Source organism: Labrys sp. HAY1-8F (assembly GCF_056754975.1).
This window is the reverse complement of sequence record NZ_JBPGWZ010000001.1, coordinates 266,963-284,866: the sequence shown is the minus strand read 5'-3', so window position 1 is coordinate 284,866 and position 17,904 is coordinate 266,963. Positions and strand designations below refer to the sequence as shown.

Genomic DNA, 17,904 nt, shown 5'->3' with positions numbered 1-17,904 from the left:
GAGGCAAGTGTCCCCATGGGTGGCGCGACGCTCAACACAGGCAGCTCCCGGGTCGAACTGCGCTGCCCGGATCATGCAGACATATCCTTCCGGACCGCCGTCGATCATGAGAACGTCTTAGCCAAAACCGCGGTCACAGCGGCCACTCCTGCAGCGTTTTTACGAAATGACTCAGCCATGCGTTCGTCTGGTGCCCGTCAAGCGAACGATGATCGATGGTCAGCGACACGTAGGCCATCGGCCGGATCACCAGCGCATCCCTGCCGTCGATCTCGCGTACTACGGCACGCTTTTGCAGCGCGCCGACGCCTAGGATGGCCGACTGTGGCTGATTGATTATGACGGGTGTCGCCACCAGGGAGCCGGAGACACCATGGTTCGAGATGGTGAATGTTCCGCCGCGCATATCGGCCGGGGACAATTTGCCCTCACGGGCACGGAGGGTCAGGTCCTGGAGCCCGCGGGCAATGCCCTCCAGGGCCAGATCCTGAACTTGATGGATCACCGGCACGACCAGCCCCTTGTCGTCCAGTGCCGTGCCAATACCAATATTCACATCACCGAAGATTTCGAGCGCATCGTCGTGCCAATGGCTGTTGACCTGCGGCACCGCGCGCATGGCGGGGACGCAAGCGGCTGCGATATAGGCGGTATAGGACAGATTGATGCCGTCTTCGGCGAACCGCCGCTTGTGATGGTCGCGGTGGCGAATGATGGCGCTGAAATCAGCCTCGAACACAGCCGTCACATGAGGCGCGGCCGCAACCGAGTTCGCCATGTGCTGAGCAATGGCAAGCCGCATCGGCGAATGTGGAACTCTACGGGACCCTGCCGGTGTGGACGCTTTCGCGCTCGCCGGTCGCGGCTGGGAAACTATCGGTGCAATCATGGTCTGTTGTGGCTCGGCCGCCCTCCTGTCTGCCGTGAGCCCTCGCTCCGCGACGGCGGTCTCCATATCGGCGCGTGTGACGCGCCCGCCCTTGCCCGTTCCGGGGATATTCGCGGGGTCGATGCCATATTGCCCAGCCGCGCGACGCACTGCCGGCGAATAGCGGATTGCCCCGTCCCCCGCTGCAGCCGGGACAGCCGTTTGGGTTGGACGGGGCTCGGCGGACGGGGAGGACGCCTCTCCGATAGTTACCCGGGCCAGCACCGCGCCCGGAATGGCGATCTCGCCCGTATCGAGTACGATTTCCGACAGCACGCCGGCGACAGGCGAAGGAATTTCCTGCGTGACCTTGTCTGTCTCCAGTTCTACCAGCGGTTCGTCGATCGCGATCTCGTCGCCGCTTTTTTTCAACCAGTTGGCAACGATGGCCTTTGTGCCTTCGTGTTCCGGAGGAACGCAGATGTCGATGACCTCGGCCATGATCAGAACTCCATAAGCTCGGTGATGCGCTCGCGGATGCGCGTTACCGATGGAACTGCCCATTCGAGCAGTTCGAGATTATGTGGGCTCGGGATATCGGGCATGGTAAGACGCGAGACAGGCGCATCCAGATCCATGAAAGTCTCGTCCGCGACGACGGCCGCTATCTCGGCGCCGAAACCGCCGGTGGACAAGTCCTCATGAACGATCAGGCAGCGCCCCGTGCGTCGCACGGAATCCAGCACCGACTGACAATCCCAAGGCATCAGAGTGCGCAGATCGATCACGTCTGCGGAGATGCCCTCGGTAGCCTCCTGACAACGATTGACCATGGCGCCCCAGGTGACGATCGTGATGTCTTTGCCGCTCCGGACGAAATCTGCCTTGCCAAAGGGCAGGACAAAATCATCTCCGGGATAGGGCCGGCGCGCCCAGCTATGATCCAACATTTCCCGATGCTCGAAGAAGATGACAGGATCGTTGCCCCGCAACGCGGCACGCAACAATCCAACGGCATCGCGCGCGTTGGAGGGCACGGCCACCTTCCAGCCGGGCTGGTGGACGAAGGCCACCTCGTTTGTCTGGCTATGCCAGGGATCGCCGCATTTGAAGAAGCCGCCCGGCATGCGTACCACCATAGGAGCGGCGAAGCGGTTGTTGGTACGCCAGCGAATCGTACCGCAATCGTTGATCTGTTCGGTTGCCGGCTCTGCATATTTGCGGAACTGGATCTCCGGTACGGGCAATAACCCGGCAAGCGCCATGCCCACGGCCCGGCCGATTATGCCTTCCTCCGAGAGCGAGGTGTCGAAGACACGGCCAGTGCCGAATTTTTCCTGCAGACCAAGCGTTGCGGCATGAACGCCGCCCTTTGTGCCGATATCCTCGCCGAACAGGACCACACGCTCATTGATCGTCAGTTCGTGCTCGAGGGTGCGCCGGATGGCCGTGACCATGTTGATGCGCTGCCCCTTGTCGGCTGGTCTGTCGGTACTTGGGGGCACTCTATAGCCGGCACGATGCTGGCCTCCCATCGCCTGCATTTCGCCCTCGTAGAAGACGTTTCGCATTACGGTCTCGGGCTTCGCAGACGGGCGCGCTTCCGCCACCTCCAGCGCCGCTCCAACGGCGCTTTCGGCATCAGCGGACACGGTCTTCCATTCCTCTTCGCTCATGATGGCAGGCACGAGATATTCCTTCAGCCGCGGCAATGGATCGCGCCTCCATTCCGCTGCCACGATTTCCTCCGACTTGTACGTTTGGGTGTCCTGAAAGCTGTGGCCTTGGAGGCGAGGCACCGTCAGATGCAGCATCGCCGGGGTCCGGGTCTCGCGCACATGGGCTATGGCCTGGTGGGACAAACGTGCGGCCTCGGCCGGATCCGTGCCGTCGCCTGAAAAGATTGCCAACCCCTGCCAGGAGGACAGGTTCGCCGCGATGTCCCCCCCGGGCGTCTGGAACGTCGAGGGAACCGATATGCCATATCCGTTGTCCTCCACGTAGAACAACATCGGCAGACCTTCCGTCGTGGCAATCGTAAGCGCTGCCCAGAAGCCGTTGGAGGCAACCGACCCGTCACCCCCAAGAACCACGGCGATCGAACGTTCGTATTCAGGCCTGTGCAAGGTCTCGCTGTAATAGCGGATGGCTTGCGCCCATCCCGCCGTCGGCGTGTACTGTGTACCGACGCCGCCGCACATCGGCAGCGCGGAGGCTCCTGTCGGATTGGGATAGTTGAAGACGACTCCGATGTCGCGACCGTCGGAGTAGCCACCCGACCGCCCCATGGCGGATCCTAGCGCATCCGCAGGATCGACACCCAGTGTAAGCAGCAGGGGACGAGATCGGTAGTAACCGCAAGCCGCGTCGTGTCGATCGGACAATTGCAGCCCGAGGAGTATTTGGGCCATGTCATGTCCGCGTGCGGAGAACTGATAGAGCACCTCTTTGCTCGGGACCAGTTGGGTCTCCTCCAGACTGTCGAGTGTCCTCGACAGATGCAGCAGATAGACGACACGACGCCAGTCAATCTCGGGGGCTGGCAGGACTGGCAATGAGCTGCTGAGCTGCGCTTGCGCCATCTATTTCTCCCCTGGTTCCAAACCAGAACGCCTGGGAAAGCAATCGTATCTCGACAACTCAGGAAATACGTTTCATTCTCGACCGGATTTTAATGAAACTTGGTATGAGTGTTTCGATAATGCGGAGAAAGTGAATGACAGCCGCCGAGCTCGATGCGCTTGACAGACGCATTATCCGCGCCCTGCAACGCGAGGCGAACATAAGCCACGTCGTATTGGCCGAGCAGATTGGAAGCTCCCCTGCATCATGCTGGCGCAGGATCAAGAAGCTTGAGGAAATTGGGGTTCTGGGGCCGACAGTGCGTCTTGTAAGCCCCGAATCTATCGGGCGGGGACAGACCGTCTTTTGTCAGATCCGGATGAAATCCCAGGATCCGGCGGCCCGCAAAAGTTTCGAGCTTTTCGTCGGAAGCTACGAAGAGGTATTGGAATGCTATGCGATGACGGGAGATTGGGATTATGTGCTGAGGCTGGCGGTCAAGGATATCAAGAACTACGAGCACCTGCTCCTGGACGGGATACTCGCCCACAGCTCGGTTGCGACCTCTTCGTCTCACTTCGCTCTAAAGGAGGTCAAATACACGACGATCCTCCCACCATGACGAGCATCACGCCCTCGCACAATTGCGCCCCAGAATCGCCTGGCAGTAGAATTTGGCGACTGATCTGGCCAGGTCGCAGTTTCGGCGGGCAAACACGTACCAGTAGTATTCAAATACAAGGACCGCCCGGGTTGATCAGACCGGGACGGTTAGCGATTTATGACCAAATTTGTTGCGGGGATCCGCAACCAGGTCTTACGCGCGCAGCGCATCACAATGGCTGAAACCGCGATTTCCCTCGGCATATTACGATAGAGGCGATTGGCCGAACCGTTCGCGCCCTAGCCGTCAAGGCCCCAAAGATCCGTGTTGCGTTTGAAATACTCAATCAGCATCTCCATGAGCACCCGCACTTTCCGCGTGGGATGCTGACCCGGCGGGCGGACGACATAGGCGGCCCCCGGAGGTACCGGATAGCGTGTCATGATCGGGACCAGGGCGCCGGAGCCCACATATTCATGTGTGATGCAATCGGGGAGCCAAGCGATGCCGAGACCCGCCGCCGCCGCCGCGGCAAGCGCTGTGGCGCTGTCGGCCTTGAACCTGCCCTGCGGCTGAACCGTGACGATCTTGTCACCATCCATGAACTGCCAGGCTTCCGTTCCCTGCATGAGGGCCTGATGGGCGACGAGTTCGCCCGGAGTTCTCGGGTGACCCGTGCACCTCGATATAATCCGGGCTTGCGACAAGCTTTCCCTGGATCGGCCCGACACGCTTCGCGATCAGGTTGGAGTCCTGAAGGTAGGCGCCTCGGATCGCGCAATCGAAACCCTCTGCGATGAGATCGACGAAGCGATCGCTATAGGAAGCATGGATGTGAAGCTTCGGGTGCAGACGCGCCATTTCCGCAAGCACGGGGGCGAAGTGGGTCGCTCCGAACGTAAGCGGCATGGCAACCCTCAGGCTGCCGCGCAGCTCACCGGTGGGCAGGATCGCTTCCCGGGCCGTATCGATCTCGGCGCTGGCTCTGGCCGCGTGATCTCTGAACGTGATTCCTGCTTCTGTGAGCGCGGCGCCGCGGGTCGTTCGTGCAAGAAGCTGGACGCCAAGCTCCGCTTCAACCCGAAAGAGCCGCCGGCTGACGATCGACTTGGAGACGCCGAGCCGGCGCGCCGCCGCCGATACGCCCCCGGCATCGGCCACTGCGACGAATGTCTGTAGATCTTCGATATCCAATTCAGCGTTCCTCATTTCGCGACACAGCTTACCGAACTACGGCACTACCGCATCGGGATGGGGAACGGCAAATTGCGGCCGGCAAGCGTCGCCCGCTGGCGCATGTCTCACGCAAAACCAATGTCGCACAAAGCGGCAGCAAAGGACGCAATAATGACCTTTCGCAACGGCCTTGATTCGCTTCTTCGGCCCGAAGACTCGGTCCTCGTTCTGATCGATCATCAGCCTTACCAGCTCGCGAACCTGAACAGCCACGACCCGCATATGGTGGTCAACAATTCGACGGCTCTGGCGAAGGCCGCCAAGGCGTTCGGCGTGCCCACCATCCTGACCAGTGTGATCGCTGACCGGGGCGGCGTCATCTTCCCCCAGATCACCGATGTCTTCCCCGGTCAGGAAGTGATCGACCGGACGTTCATCAATACCTGGGAGGACCAGAAGGTTGTGGATGCGGTGAAGGCGACGGGCCGCAAGCAGTTGATCATCGCGGGCCTGTGGACCGAGATTTGCGTGGCAATGCCGACGATCCAGGCGCTCGGCGAAGGCTGGGATGTGACGGTTGTCACCGATGCGTCCGGCGGCACTTCGGTCGAGGCACACGAGGTCGCCATCCAGCGCATGATCGCGGCCGGCGCGAACATGATGACCTGGCTGGCGGTGGCTTCGGAATGGCAGCGCGACTGGGCTCGCACAGAGCATGCCGCCGAGCTTTCGGAGGTGCTTGTGCAGCATGCCGCTGGCAGCGGCATTGCCTTTCTCTGGGAGCAGCAACTGCTCAAAACGCCTGTGCCGAGCGAAGGCTGATCCGGGCCGGGATGGCGAGTTTCGATACGAATCCAGAGCGATCCGTATGTAGAACCTCGCCAACCTCACCTCAGAGGGAAGGCTTGTGATGTCAGCGATGAATATTATCGCCGCAGCCGGAGGTCTCTTCGGCACCTTAAAGAAAGGCCCCCCTTGCTGATGCGTCTAATCGTTCCCCCAAGAGTGATGACGCAGTGAGAGAACCATGAAAGCAGCCATCTATGATCACCCCGGCCCGCCGGCTGTCCTTCACTACGCGGATGTGCCCGATCCGGTTTGCCCAAACGATGGCGTCCTGATCCGTGTCGAGGCTGCCGCAATCGAGGGCGGCGACCTGATCAATCGCGCGTCCACGCCTCCACCCCACGCGGCCTTCGTCGTCGGCTATGCCGCCGCTGGCGAAATCATCGCGGTCGGAGAAAAGGTGAAGAACCGTCATGTCGGCCAGAAGGTGACGAGCTTCGATCTCGCCGGGTCGCATGCGGAGTTGCGTGCCGTCGCCGTCAGCCGGACCTGGCCCGTGCCGGCAGGACTCGACATCGCCGCTGCCGCAGCCCTGCCCATCGCATTCGGAACCGCTCATCACTGCCTTTTCGCGCGAGGCGGTTTGAAGTCTGGCGAAACTGTCCTTATCCAGGCAGGCGCCGGCGGCGTCGGGCTCGCCGCCATCCAGCTTGCGCATCGGGCGGGCGCGACTGTGCTTGCAACGGTCTCCGGGGCGACGAGGGCCGAACGCCTCGCCGGGCTTGGCCTCGATCATGCGATCGATCATCGCTCGGCCAACGTCGCCGATACGGTCATGCGTCTGACAGAAGGCCGTGGCGCGGATCTCGTCGTGGACCCGGTCGGAACCACCCTGCAAGGTTCCCTGGCGGCGCTCCGGCCCGAGGGGCGTTTGATAGTCGTGGGTAACGCCGGTGGCTCGCAGCTCAATATTGATCTGTGGTCGGCGCTACAGGCGAACCAATCGCTTTTCGGTGTCTTCATGGGAACGCAACTGGAAAAGCCGGATGTCTACCGCACGGTCTCCAGCATGCTGGAGCTGGCGGCAATTGGGGATCTCAAGGTGATCGTGGACAGAACGTTTCCCTTTGCGGCCGCCTCTGAAGCCCACGCCTATGCCGAAGGCCATTCCATCCTCGGGCGCGTTGTAATCGTCTCGACCAAGCAATGAGCACGTAGGTCGGGTGAGCCGTCGTCGCGCCCTCCGGGGGCCAGGGCTGCCGCAAAAAATGCATCACCCTGCTTCTGTCGGGCGCGGCAAAGGCTACAGCGCGGCGGAACTCACCGAACTCATGGATTCAAACGCAAAACGTCATCGGGGCCGTAAGGCCCAGATGACGAGCGACTTATGACAGAATTGGTTGCCTCCATCCGACCGCGGCTCCCGATGCGTTAGCGTTGTCACAGCAGCCGGCAAAGACCGCCGTCACTCGGCAGAGGCAGTCGCTACCTTCTGGCATCGAGCTGATCGATGGCATGCACATTTCCGGCCGAAGGGCCTTGGGGATCGAAACTCGAGGACAGCCAGGTGTCGACGATGGCCTTGGCCAGTTCCGGACCGACGACCCGCGCACCCATGGTTATGATCTGGGCATTGTTCGACTTGGCGGCGCGTTCGGCCGAATAGGTATCATGCGTTAGGGCCGCGCGGATGCCCGGCACCTTGTTGGCGGAGATGCATACGCCGATGCCGGTGCCGCAGAACAGGATGGCGCGATCATGCTTGTGGTCGAGGACATCCTGGCCGACCTTGGCGGCGAGATCGGCATAGAAGCCCGACTGGCTGAGGTCGGTGATCTCCAGGTCCGGGCGATTGGCGAGATGCGCGGCGATGACGTCGAGCAGGGGCTTGCCCGCGCTGTCGGCTCCGAGTGCGATTTTCATGGCGGTTTTCCTTCCTTGCATAAGGGAATGGGAGCGCATCAGGGCCGTGCCGACAGGGCTCGGGCCGTGCGATCGAGGATGTCGAGATAGCCCTCGGCCTGCCAGGCGGAGCGGCCGATGAAGAGGCCGTCGATATGGGGTTGGCCGATAAGGTCGGCGGCATTGCCCGGGTTGACGCTGCCGCCATAGAGAACCGCAGGGGCCGTACCGAGACGCCCGGCCGCAACCTGCTTGATCAGGGCCTGCTGGCCATCGGCATAGTCGGCGCTGGCTGGAATACCGTTCTCGCCGATGGCCCAGACCGGCTCATAGGCGAAGATGATTTCCACGCCGGGCGTGCCGCTGCCAAGCTGCGAGAGCGCCCCCTCGACCTGGGCCGCCAGTACCTCTTCGGCCCTGCCGCTCTCGCGTTCCGCCAGGGTCTCGCCGACGCAGATCAGCGGTATCAGGCCATGGCCTATGGCCGCCGCCGTCTTGAGGCCGACGGTGCGATCCGTCTCACCGAAATGCTCCCGCCGCTCGCTATGCCCGAGTTCGACCAGGTCGAGGCCACAATCGCGCAGCATTCGCGGCGAGATTTCGCCGGTCCAGGCTCCCGCGTCGGCCCAGTGCATGTTCTGCGCGCCGACCTTCACCCGCGTCGCGGCCAGCGCCTGCTTGACTTCGCGCACCAGGGTGAAGGGCGGGATGACGAAGGGTTGCAAGCGATCATCGACCGAAGCCAGCGCTTGGGCCAGGGCGTTCGCAAAGGCCAGGCCCTCCTCCAGGGTCTTGTTCATCTTCCAGCTGGTGCCGATCCAATAACGTGTCATTTTCCGTGTATCTCCGTGCCGACCGCTGCCGACCGGCTTGCAAATTCGTGTGTTTGAAGCGGGCCTAGCCGAGCAGCGCCCGCGCAGTGGCCTCGTCGGTGATCAGGCCTCGGAGACGGCCGCTGAGCACCACGGCCCGGACGGCCTCAGTCTTGTTCGCCCCGCCTGCGATGCCGACGACGTGATCGTCGGCGCGTCCGTTCAACGCCACGCCCAGGGTTCGCGAGGTCAACGAGTTCTCGAGCACGCGCCCCTGGGCATCGAAGAAGTAGCCGAGCATTTCGCCCACGCCGCCCTCGGCCTTGATCTCCCGGATTTCCTGCGGATGCATCATGCCGGACGAGACAAGCTGGGCGTCGGCATCGACCGAACCGATGCCCACCACCTTCAGCCCCGCGCCATTGGCCATGGCGAGCACCTCGCCGATACCGCGCTGGGCGAGTAGGACTGCCTTGTCCTCGGCGGAATTGGCGAAGAACGGCACCGGCATCACATAGGCCTGCGCACCGGTCTTCTCGGCGATGGAGTGCATGACGTCGTGCGGGTTGACGGCATAATCGCGGGTGAGCACGCCGAGCAGCGAGACGAAGCGCATCTGGCCGGCCGCGATGCGCGACATATGCGCGACGGCAGACGTCAGGGTCCGCCCATGGCTCAGGCCGATGGTGCGATGGTCGCCGCGCTCGATCTCGCGCCGCAGGAAGCCCGCTCCGGCCTGGCCGAGCGCGCGCAGCGGGATGCCATCCTCGCCGAGATCGGGAGCGACCTCGCAATGATCGAGATGGAAGCGCTGGCAGAGCTCTTCTTCCAGCTCGACGCATTCGATGATGTCGCCGTCGATGGAGACCTTGACCACGCCGCTCGCCACCGCCCGCGCGATGAGGCGGTGGGCCTTCACCGAGGGCAGGCCGAGCCGCTTGGCCACGGCCGCCTGGGTGAGGCCGCCGACATAATGCAGCCAGGCCGCGCGACGGGCGAGAGACTCCTCCAGCTCGTTCTCCGTGACGGCGCGTCCCATCCCGCCTCCCCGTCCCCGTTCCGCGTCAGACATGAAGATCCCCCACACCTGTCTCGATGAAAGGCGCCCAGAAGGCGATGCTTTCGGCAATCTGGGGCACCACCTGGCGGTCGTTGGGCTCGCGCTCCTTGAAGCTCAACTCCAGACAGATCTCGTTGTCTGCAGCCCCGCCTTCGGCAAGGGCCGCCAGCAGCGGCTCGGGCTGGATCCGGCCCTTGGCATTGAACTCGGCCGTGAAGGGACGATGGCCGCCCTTGTCCATCAGGCTCTGCTTGATGTGGATGATCGGAGAAACCTTCGGCACGGCCCGGGCCCAGGCATAGGGGTCGTAGTCGTCGGGATTGGACGAGGTGACGTCGCCGTGATCGATATCGGCCATCATCCACATCGGCACGGCCATGTCGGCGGCCGTCAGCCGCCGCTGCAGCGACAGGCAGGCCTCGATGGTCTCGCCAAACTCGCGGCCGATGCTCATCGGCTCCCAGAAGACAGAGGTGAGACCGGCAGCCTTGGCATGCTCCGCGACCTGCGCCCAGCACTCGATGGCGATCTGGACCAACTCCTCGCGGCGGGCCGTGTCGTCATAATCGGCATAGGTGAAGATGGCGAACTGCGTGCCGACCGACGTGCCGCCGAGATCGCCGATGATGTCGGCGAAGGTCTTGAACCAGTCGACATAATAGCGCCGCACATCTGGATCGGGATGTCCAAAATGATTGAGCCGGCCATAGGGCCCGGTCATGCCACTGGTCACGCGTACGCCGGTGCGGGCCAGGGCGCTGCCCATCTCGCGGACCAGGCGCTTTATGGTGGGCGCGGGCCAGCTCGGATTGATGAATTCATGGGTGAGCTGGAGGTCGCGCAGCCTGAGACCGCGCGCCACCGTGTCGATCAGATCGTCGGGATCGGCGAAACGGTTCACCAGCGGATTGGTATTGAGGGACAGCGTCAGAGGCATCGGATCCTCAGGCGGAAACGTTGGAAAAACGGGTCGGCGTAGCCTCGCCTGCGGTCGGCATCTCCTGCTCGAACCAGGCGATGAAAGCCGCCTTTTCGGCATCACTCAGGTGGAGATAGTGCTTGGTCCGGCGCACCAGGACGTCCTCGGCGCTGCGGGCCCATTCATGACCGGCGAGATAGCGCGCCTCGGCCTCGAAGAGGCAGCCGCCGAAATGACGGCCGAGATCGGCAATGCTGCTTGCCGAGCCAACGACCTGCCGGGTGCGTGCCCCATAGGCATGGCCATAATGCTGGAGCAGCCGGTTGGGCATCCAGGAATAAGCGATGCGCAGGCTCTCGACGAAGCTCACATAATCGGCATTCTCGATCTCGCCGCCCGGTAGCTTGGCCTCGCGCGTCCAGTCACCGCCCATTTTGGGGAAGAACTTGCCGAGCCTGTGCATCGCGCGCTCGGAAAGCTCACGGAAGGTGGTGATCTTGCCGCCGAAGACGTTGAGCAGCGGCACCCCGCCCGTCTCATCGAGATCGAAGACGTAATCGCGCGTGACGGCGGATGGATTGCCCTTGCCGTCATCGAAGAGCGGCCGGACGCCCGAAAAGGCGTGCAGCACGTCCTGTCGGCGCAGCTTCTGCTTGAAGTAGCGGTTCACCGCTGTGATCAGGTAGTCGATTTCCGTCTCGTCGGCAGCGACGTCCTCGGCGGCGCCCTGATAGGCTATATCCGTGGTACCGATCAGCGCCATGTCCCCTTCATAGGGATTGATGAAGATCACGCGCTTGTCGTGGTTCTGCACCAGATAGGCCTGCTGCCCCTCCCAGAATTTCGGCACGATGATGTGGCTGCCCTTGACCAGGCGCACATTGCGCGTGGAGTTGGAGCCTGCCACCTGTGCGATGACATCGGAGACCCAGGGCCCTGCCGCGTTGGCGATGCAGCGCGCTCGATGCGTGCGGGTTTCGCCTGTGGTCTCGTCACGAGTCATGACGGTCCAGGCCCCCTCCTCCCGCCGCGCCGAGACGGCCGCCGTACGGGTGAGGATCGTGGCGCCCTTTTCCGCGGCTCCGAGCGCGTTGAGCGCGACGAGCCGCGCATCATCGACCCAGCAGTCCGAATATTCGAAGCCCTTGGCATATTGATCGAGGATCGGCGCACCGACCGGATCGCGCCGCAGATCCAGCACGCGCGTGCCGGGAAGCTTCTTGCGGCCACCGAGATGATCGTAGAGGAACAGGCCGAGGCGCACCAGCCAGGCAGGCCTGTCCTGCGGGCTGTGCGGCAGCACGAACCGCATCGGCCAGATGATGTGGCAGGCCGATTTCAAGAGGACTTCACGCTCGATCAGCGCCTCGCGAACCAGACGAAACTCGTAATATTCCAGATAGCGCAGACCGCCATGCACCAGCTTGCCCGAGCGCGAGGACGTGCCCTGGGCCAGATCGTCCTTTTCCACCAGCGTGACGGACAGGCCGCGGCCTGCCGCATCGCGGGCGATGCCGGCACCATTGATGCCGCCGCCGATCACCAGAAGGTCAATCACCGGGAGGTCGATCATCTCACTCATACTGCAAGGCTCCTTCCCGCGCCCGGTGCTGCGCTTGCCCCACCGGCATCGTGCCGGGCGGCCGCAAGTGCATTCCAGGCCGGGGTCAATTCGAGGCGCGTGGCCCTGAAGGCGGGGAACAATTGATCGTAAAGGCTCGCAAGGGTCGGATCGGGCGGTTCTGGCGCCCCCAAGAGAGGCGTCACCCACTGGGCGACGCAGGCATCCATGTCCTTGAAGGCGCCGACGGCAACCGCCGCCATCATCGCCGCGCCGGCAGCCCCGGCTTCCTCTCGTGAGGAAACGCGTAGCGGGGCGTTGATCGCCGCGGACAACACGCCGCGCAAAGCGCGCGAGCGCACCGCCCCGCCGGCCAGGCGCAGTTCGGCCGGCAGGTCGCCCATCGCGGCATAACAATCGCGCATGGCCATGCCCAGCCCCTCGACGACGGCCCGCACCAGGTCGGCATAGCGATGGCCGGCGGACAAGCCGATGAAGCCGGCCCGCGCATCGGCATCGACGAAGGGACCGCGCTCCCCGGCATCGGAAATATAGGGATGGTAGATCAGCGATCCCGGGCGGCTGTCGGCCAGCCAACCGTCGATACGCCTCACCAGGTCCTGATGCGCCACCTTCTGACCCATCTGCGCCAGAATGTCGGCCGCTATCGTCAACACCCAGTCGATGTTGAGCGTGGCCGCCATGTTGGTCTGGACCTGGGTGACGACACCGGGCACGGGCAGGGCAATGACATAGCCGGTACCCTCCGCATTGAGATGAACGTCCGCCGCCTTCTTGGCCCGCATATGGACGCCGGTCGAGCCGATGGTCGAACAGGCCGCATCGCCCGAACCGCCATAGACACCCGCCCCCAGAGCGGCCATGACCATGTCGACATAGCCCAGGCTCACCGGCGTGCCCGCCAGCAATCCCGTCTGCTCCGCCGCGCGCTTCGTAAGGGCGTGGGTGACCTGGCTGCCGTCGAGAATTTCGGGCAACAAGCTGCGCCGATGCGTCAGGCCGAGGGCCTCCACGACCGCATCGTCATAGCGGCGGGTGCGGAAATTGCCGAAGGTGAAGCTGACTTCCGACGGATCCGTGGCGCGCACGTCTGTCAGGTTCAGATAGAGCCAGTCCTTGCAATGCAGCGCCACCTCGGCCCTGTCGAGCAGATCCGGATTGTGGCTGTCCATATGGGCCATTTGCGAGCCCTGCTGGCAGGTATTGAGGCCCGTGCCGGTGGCCTCGAAACGAGCCCTGTTCAGCGGGGAGGCTGCCAGGCCGCGCACCGTGGGCGCCGCCCGCGCATCCAGCCACAGCCAGGCATCGGCCACCGGCGCGTTGTCCGCACCGACCAGCCAGGTGCCATCGCCCTGGGCCGTGACGGCGAGCGCCGCGGTGCGGGCGGCCAGATTCTCGATTTTGTCGGCCAATCCGCGCAGCGCCGCGACACAATCGGCCCAGGTCGCCTCCAGCGACTGGGTCGCCGAGCCATCATCCCCGCGCAGGTAACGATTGGGTACGGAGGCGGCGCCGACCTGGCGGCCGCCGAAATCGAAAGCGACGGCCTTGATCACCGAGGTCCCGGCATCCACCCCGATCAGCAGATCAGCGGACATCGCAACATCCTTCGCGAACCGACGGGTCGACACTTCCGCGCATGATCCATCTCCCTGACAGAGCCAGGCCTCCCACACGCGCCGGCGATTTTCACCGTCCGCATCGATCTCCGATCACTGTGATTTTCATATATCACAAAGATATCATACGTCACGTAATTTATTGCCAACATAACATATTATTTCAGATAACCGGACCCATAGCCAGAAAGAGAAGGCCCATCGCAAAAGCCTCGGGCGCCTACCGACGCCTCCGCTTGGAATGTGCTGAAAAACCGTCATCTCTTTCGTTTTTCAATTGCCAATTCTTAGTTACATAACTGATTTATATAGATAAATTGTCATACCTTCGTTTTCTGAGCATAACGACTCACTCTATGAAAAATGCAGCAGCGGGCCACCCCAACGCCCCGCAGGCTGCCCTGCTTCGCCGGAGAGATTGCCGCGGGATAATATCCCTTCCGGAAAACTTTCCTGCCAAATCAACGAGTTAAGAATATAACTCTGTTGACGTTTTATAAAACACAGATATAACATATCTCAATGATCAGCGAGAGAGCCGTCCGGCCCGTGAGAGCGGGCCGCATCAGCGGCAGAATGGGAGGAGCCATGCTGCGCATTCCGCGCACCGGGCCCGCGTTTGCGGCGCAAGCCGGAGCGAGCCTCGGCCAGACATTCCCTCACGCCGCGCTGGTCGAACACCGCAAGAATGTGGGGCCTGGTCATGAGCAATAGTCATGGTGCATCCGTGAGGGCGTCGGGCGCCGGCGGGCGTGTCCGGCTGGTGGTGCCAGCCCTTGTTCTTCTCGTCATTGCAGGAATCGCGTTCGATACCCGGATCGTGCAGATCGGCTCCAAGGACGATGTGCGCCAGGCGGCCTTTTCGCCCGACAGCTATGGCATCGAGCATTTTCCGCAGATCAAGGCGGCCATCGAACAGCGCGCCGTCGAGGCCAAGACCCTCGCGCCGGAGGTCCTGGCCAATAAGGCGGCAGCCGCCACGAAATATGGCACGGCAGCCTCCACCGGCTCGATCATTCCCATCCGCCTCACCGGCATCGCCGGCGAGCAGAAGGCGGGCATCTACAAGCTCACGGTGGACGGACTGCCGGCATCCATCGGGGTGCGCGTGCAGACCGGCCCCGCCATCAACGGGACCGATCTTCGCGATGCGCCTGGCGACATCGCTTTCGGCCAGTTCAAGAACCAGATCGAGTATCAGAACGCCGGTTCGGCCATCAATCGCGAGATGAAGAAGCAGGTACTCACCGGCATCGACACCGCCAATCTCACCGGCAAGACCCTGGAGATCGTTGGTGCCTTCCGGCTGGTGAACCCGGAAAACTGGCTGATCACGCCCGTGGCGGTGACGGTGAAATGAGCGGCGAGCCCTCTCCTTCCGGCGCTCAGATGCCCGGGGTCGTGCTGGCCGCGCGCCACGTGGCCAAGTCCTACGGCAATGTCCATGCCCTGAAAGGCGTGAACTTCGACATTCATCGCGGCCAGGTCACAACCCTGTTCGGTGAGAACGGCGCCGGCAAATCGACCCTGATGAAAATCCTGTCGGGCATCGTGACGCCGACATCGGGCGAGATCCTCCTCGACGGCCGGCCCGTGGTGTTCTCCTCGGCATCGGACGCCCGCGACCAGGGCATCTCGATCATCCACCAGGAGCTCTCCCTCGCGCCCAATTTGTCGGTACGCGACAACATCTTCATGGGACGCGAGATCATGGGCCTCACCGGCGTCGACTTCGCTCGGGAGGAAGCAGAGACGCGCGCCTTGATGGCCGAGCTCGAAGAAGACATCGATCCCCTCACCCCGGTCGGCGAATTGCGGCTCGGGCAGCAGCAGATCGTCGAGATCGCGCGCGCCCTCTCGGTTCGCAGCCGCATCCTGATCATGGATGAGCCGACCTCGGCCCTGTCGGCGACGGAAGTGGCGGTGCTGTTCAAGGTCATCAGCGATCTCACCAGCCGGGGCGTCTCGATCGTCTACATCTCCCACCATCTCGAAGAGGCGCTCGAAATCACCAATCACGCCGTCGTCCTGCGCGACGGCACCATGACGGCCTACGCCCCGCGCGCCGAGATCGACCTCAAATGGATCGTCCGCAACATGGTGGGCGAGAACTATGATCTCGGCTCGCCGCCGGAGGGCTACGCCTTCGGCGCCACCGCGCTTTCGGTGCGCGACCTCACGGTGCCGGATCCCGCGGGTGGCGGCTACAACGTGGTCGACAAGCTGTCGCTGGACGTCAAGGCCGGCGAGATCGTCTGCATCTACGGCCTGATGGGCGCCGGCAGGACCGAATTGCTGGAGACTCTGGCCGGACGCCTCAAAGCCTCATCAGGCCAGATCCTGCTGGAGGATGACGAGGTCTCGGGCCTGACCATCGCTCGGCGCATCAAGGCCGGCCTGGCCCTGGTTCCCGAGGACCGGCAGCGCGATGGCCTGGTGCAGACCATGAGCGTGGGCCAGAACCTGTCCCTGGCGTCGATCGCCGACTTCACACGCGGCTTGTTCACTTCTCTGAAGATCGAGCAGCAGCTGATCGAAGACACCATCCGCAAGGTCACGGTCAAGACGGCCGGAGGCGGAGCGCCCATCGGCTCGCTGTCCGGCGGCAACCAGCAGAAGGTGGTGATCGGCAAGATGCTGGCCACCAACCCCAAGGTGATCCTGCTCGACGAGCCGAGCCGCGGCATCGACATCGGCGCCAAGGCCGAAGTGTTCCGGTTGCTGGCCGAGGGCGCACGCCGGGGCCTCGCCGTCGTCTACTCCACGTCCGAAGTCGGCGAATGCCTCTCCGTCGCGCATCGCATCATCGTCATGCGCAAGGGCCGCATCGTCGCCGAATTCGGCGCAACCGCAAGCAAGGACGAGATCATGGCCGCCTCGGGCGAAGCCGTGGTCCATTAGGCTGGAGGCCTGCCCATGTCGCACACCGCTGCAAGTACGAGCGCCAAGGGGCAGAGATCGGGCCCCGGCCTCGGCCGGCTGCTCCTCGAAGGACGCGCCTTCTTCGCGCTGATCCTCATCGTCGCAGTCTTTTCGTTCTTGTCGCCGAATTATTTCACGCTCGGCAATTTCCTGACGATGGCTTCTCATGTCGCCATCTACGGCGTCCTGGCGCTCGGCATGCTCCTGGTGATCCTCAACGGCGGCATCGATCTTTCGGTGGGCTCGGTACTGGCCCTGTCCGGCTGCGTCGCCGGCTTCCTGATGGGAGGCGTGACCCTGCAGGTGGCCGGCGTCATCCTCTACCCGCCGGTCTGGGCCATCGTGATCCTGACCCTGGTGGCCGGCGGGCTGGTCGGAGCCTTGAACGGCGTGCTCATCGCCTGGTTCCGCGTGCCTGCCTTCGTGGCGACGCTGGGCGTGATGTATGTCGCCCGCGGCGTGGCGCTGCTGATGACCAACGGCCTCACCTACAACAATCTCTCCGGCCATGCCGATCTCGGCAACACCGGCTTCGAGTGGCTGGGCTTCAATCGCTTGTTCGGCGTGCCGATCTCGGTGCTGATCCTGGCGGCGCTCGCCATCGTCACGGCTCTGGTGCTCGGTCGTTCCGCCTTCGGCCGCTGGCTCTATGCCTCGGGCGGCAATGCCCGCGCCGCCGAATTGTCGGGCGTGCCGGTCAAGCGCGTGCAGATCACCGTCTATACCGTCTCCGGCATCCTGTCGGCGATCGCAGGGCTGGTTCTGTCCTCGCAGCTGACCTCGGCCGGCCCGACGGCGGGGACCACCTATGAACTGACGGCCATCGCGGCCGTGGTGATCGGCGGCGCGGCGCTCACCGGCGGCCGCGGCACGGTGCAGGGCACGATGCTCGGCGCCTTCGTCATCGGCTTCCTGTCGGACGGGCTGGTGATCATCGGCGTGTCCTCCTACTGGCAGACCGTCTTCACCGGCACGGTGATCGTGCTCGCCGTCCTGCTCAACTCGATCCAGTACAAGGCCCGCGGCCGGCAAGGCTGAGGGCCCGCACAGAAACCTTCCCATTTCGGCAACAAATAACAGATCTGCAGTGGG

The 17,904-nt window shown here is 63.3% G+C and carries 14 protein-coding genes and 1 pseudogene; 6 read left to right on the top strand and 9 right to left on the bottom strand.

Annotated features, from left to right (window positions below):
• Positions 1 to 133 precede the first annotated feature (133 nt).
• Together ACR9ZN_RS01330 and ACR9ZN_RS01325 are read right to left on the bottom strand one after the other, a co-directional pair.
• Positions 134 to 1,369 carry a dihydrolipoamide acetyltransferase family protein gene (locus ACR9ZN_RS01330; protein ID WP_481271112.1) on the bottom strand — a complete coding sequence of 412 codons (1,236 nt, stop codon included), beginning with the start codon at positions 1,367 to 1,369 and terminating at the stop codon, positions 134 to 136.
• Between the two features lie 2 nt (positions 1,370 to 1,371).
• The gene (locus tag ACR9ZN_RS01325) at positions 1,372 to 3,450 is read right to left on the bottom strand and encodes an alpha-ketoacid dehydrogenase subunit alpha/beta (RefSeq protein ID WP_481271111.1); all 2,079 of its coding nucleotides are present in this window, start codon (positions 3,448 to 3,450) and stop codon (positions 1,372 to 1,374) included.
• A 134-nt stretch (positions 3,451 to 3,584) separates the two neighbouring features.
• Here ACR9ZN_RS01325 and ACR9ZN_RS01320 point away from each other — a divergent pair, with 134 nt between their 5' ends.
• Positions 3,585 to 4,052 (top strand): Lrp/AsnC family transcriptional regulator, encoded by a 468-nt coding sequence (locus tag ACR9ZN_RS01320; RefSeq protein ID WP_481271110.1) that lies wholly within the window; start codon positions 3,585 to 3,587, stop codon positions 4,050 to 4,052.
• 281 nt (positions 4,053 to 4,333) lie between these two features.
• On the opposite strand, the pseudogene ACR9ZN_RS01315 reads toward ACR9ZN_RS01320, so the two are convergent.
• Positions 4,334 to 5,228 (bottom strand): annotated as a pseudogene (locus ACR9ZN_RS01315) (LysR family transcriptional regulator).
• A 153-nt stretch (positions 5,229 to 5,381) separates the two neighbouring features.
• Here ACR9ZN_RS01315 and ACR9ZN_RS01310 point away from each other — a divergent pair.
• Positions 5,382 to 6,032 (top strand): hydrolase, encoded by a 651-nt coding sequence (locus tag ACR9ZN_RS01310; RefSeq protein ID WP_481271109.1) that lies wholly within the window; start codon positions 5,382 to 5,384, stop codon positions 6,030 to 6,032.
• Positions 6,033 to 6,237: 205 nt separating this feature from the next.
• Entirely contained in the window at positions 6,238 to 7,206 is a 969-nt protein-coding gene (locus tag ACR9ZN_RS01305; protein ID WP_481271108.1) for a quinone oxidoreductase family protein, read from the top strand.
• A 275-nt stretch (positions 7,207 to 7,481) separates the two neighbouring features.
• On the opposite strand, the gene derI is transcribed toward ACR9ZN_RS01305, so the two are convergent.
• The 6 genes from derI to ACR9ZN_RS01275 all read right to left on the bottom strand — a co-directional run bounded on the left by derI (position 7,482) and on the right by ACR9ZN_RS01275 (position 13,869).
• Positions 7,482 to 7,919, bottom strand: coding sequence for a D-erythrulose-4-phosphate isomerase (gene derI, locus ACR9ZN_RS01300; RefSeq protein ID WP_434961149.1), 438 nt, complete (start codon positions 7,917 to 7,919; stop codon positions 7,482 to 7,484).
• Between the two features lie 38 nt (positions 7,920 to 7,957).
• Positions 7,958 to 8,731, bottom strand: a complete 774-nt coding sequence (locus ACR9ZN_RS01295; protein WP_481271106.1) for a triose-phosphate isomerase — start codon at positions 8,729 to 8,731, stop codon at positions 7,958 to 7,960.
• 64 nt (positions 8,732 to 8,795) lie between these two features.
• Entirely contained in the window at positions 8,796 to 9,749 is a 954-nt protein-coding gene (locus ACR9ZN_RS01290) for a sugar-binding transcriptional regulator (RefSeq protein ID WP_481271931.1), read from the bottom strand.
• A 25-nt stretch (positions 9,750 to 9,774) separates the two neighbouring features.
• The gene (locus ACR9ZN_RS01285; RefSeq protein ID WP_481271104.1) at positions 9,775 to 10,707 is read right to left on the bottom strand and encodes a sugar phosphate isomerase/epimerase family protein; all 933 of its coding nucleotides are present in this window, start codon (positions 10,705 to 10,707) and stop codon (positions 9,775 to 9,777) included.
• A gap of 7 nt (positions 10,708 to 10,714) precedes the next feature.
• Positions 10,715 to 12,262 carry a glycerol-3-phosphate dehydrogenase gene (locus ACR9ZN_RS01280; RefSeq protein ID WP_481271930.1) on the bottom strand — a complete coding sequence of 516 codons (1,548 nt, stop codon included), beginning with the start codon at positions 12,260 to 12,262 and terminating at the stop codon, positions 10,715 to 10,717.
• Between the two features lie 5 nt (positions 12,263 to 12,267).
• Positions 12,268 to 13,869: an FGGY family carbohydrate kinase gene (locus ACR9ZN_RS01275; RefSeq protein ID WP_481271103.1), complete on the bottom strand. Its 1,602-nt coding sequence runs from the start codon at positions 13,867 to 13,869 to the stop codon at positions 12,268 to 12,270.
• A gap of 724 nt (positions 13,870 to 14,593) precedes the next feature.
• On the opposite strand from ACR9ZN_RS01275, the gene ACR9ZN_RS01270 reads away from it, so the two are divergent.
• From ACR9ZN_RS01270 to ACR9ZN_RS01260, 3 genes are read left to right on the top strand one after another with little or no spacing between them, the layout of a single operon-like run.
• Positions 14,594 to 15,250, top strand: a complete 657-nt coding sequence (locus tag ACR9ZN_RS01270) for a DUF2291 domain-containing protein (protein WP_454818493.1) — start codon at positions 14,594 to 14,596, stop codon at positions 15,248 to 15,250.
• The gene (locus ACR9ZN_RS01265; RefSeq protein WP_481271102.1) at positions 15,247 to 16,791 is read left to right on the top strand and encodes a sugar ABC transporter ATP-binding protein; all 1,545 of its coding nucleotides are present in this window, start codon (positions 15,247 to 15,249) and stop codon (positions 16,789 to 16,791) included. Before ACR9ZN_RS01270 ends, ACR9ZN_RS01265 begins: the two co-directional genes overlap by 4 nt.
• Positions 16,792 to 16,806: 15 nt before the next feature.
• The gene (locus ACR9ZN_RS01260; RefSeq protein WP_481271101.1) at positions 16,807 to 17,850 is read left to right on the top strand and encodes an ABC transporter permease; all 1,044 of its coding nucleotides are present in this window, start codon (positions 16,807 to 16,809) and stop codon (positions 17,848 to 17,850) included.
• Positions 17,851 to 17,904: the final 54 nt, after the last annotated feature.

What these genes read in the sequence shown, in the direction of transcription:
- ACR9ZN_RS01295 (WP_481271106.1), bottom strand. Translation starts at nt 8,731, where the DNA reads ATGACACGTTATTGGATCGGCACCAGCTGGAAGATGAACAAGACCCTG.
- ACR9ZN_RS01260 (WP_481271101.1), top strand. Translation starts at nt 16,807, where the DNA reads ATGTCGCACACCGCTGCAAGTACGAGCGCCAAGGGGCAGAGATCGGGC.
- derI (WP_434961149.1), bottom strand. Translation starts at nt 7,919, where the DNA reads ATGAAAATCGCACTCGGAGCCGACAGCGCGGGCAAGCCCCTGCTCGAC.
- ACR9ZN_RS01330 (WP_481271112.1), bottom strand. Translation starts at nt 1,369, where the DNA reads ATGGCCGAGGTCATCGACATCTGCGTTCCTCCGGAACACGAAGGCACA.
- ACR9ZN_RS01275 (WP_481271103.1), bottom strand. Translation starts at nt 13,869, where the DNA reads ATGTCCGCTGATCTGCTGATCGGGGTGGATGCCGGGACCTCGGTGATC.
- ACR9ZN_RS01305 (WP_481271108.1), top strand. Translation starts at nt 6,238, where the DNA reads ATGAAAGCAGCCATCTATGATCACCCCGGCCCGCCGGCTGTCCTTCAC.
- ACR9ZN_RS01310 (WP_481271109.1), top strand. Translation starts at nt 5,382, where the DNA reads ATGACCTTTCGCAACGGCCTTGATTCGCTTCTTCGGCCCGAAGACTCG.
- ACR9ZN_RS01280 (WP_481271930.1), bottom strand. Translation starts at nt 12,262, where the DNA reads ATGATCGACCTCCCGGTGATTGACCTTCTGGTGATCGGCGGCGGCATC.
- ACR9ZN_RS01325 (WP_481271111.1), bottom strand. Translation starts at nt 3,450, where the DNA reads ATGGCGCAAGCGCAGCTCAGCAGCTCATTGCCAGTCCTGCCAGCCCCC.
- ACR9ZN_RS01285 (WP_481271104.1), bottom strand. Translation starts at nt 10,707, where the DNA reads ATGCCTCTGACGCTGTCCCTCAATACCAATCCGCTGGTGAACCGTTTC.
- ACR9ZN_RS01290 (WP_481271931.1), bottom strand. Translation starts at nt 9,749, where the DNA reads ATGGGACGCGCCGTCACGGAGAACGAGCTGGAGGAGTCTCTCGCCCGT.
- ACR9ZN_RS01320 (WP_481271110.1), top strand. Translation starts at nt 3,585, where the DNA reads ATGACAGCCGCCGAGCTCGATGCGCTTGACAGACGCATTATCCGCGCC.
- ACR9ZN_RS01265 (WP_481271102.1), top strand. Translation starts at nt 15,247, where the DNA reads ATGAGCGGCGAGCCCTCTCCTTCCGGCGCTCAGATGCCCGGGGTCGTG.
- ACR9ZN_RS01270 (WP_454818493.1), top strand. Translation starts at nt 14,594, where the DNA reads ATGAGCAATAGTCATGGTGCATCCGTGAGGGCGTCGGGCGCCGGCGGG.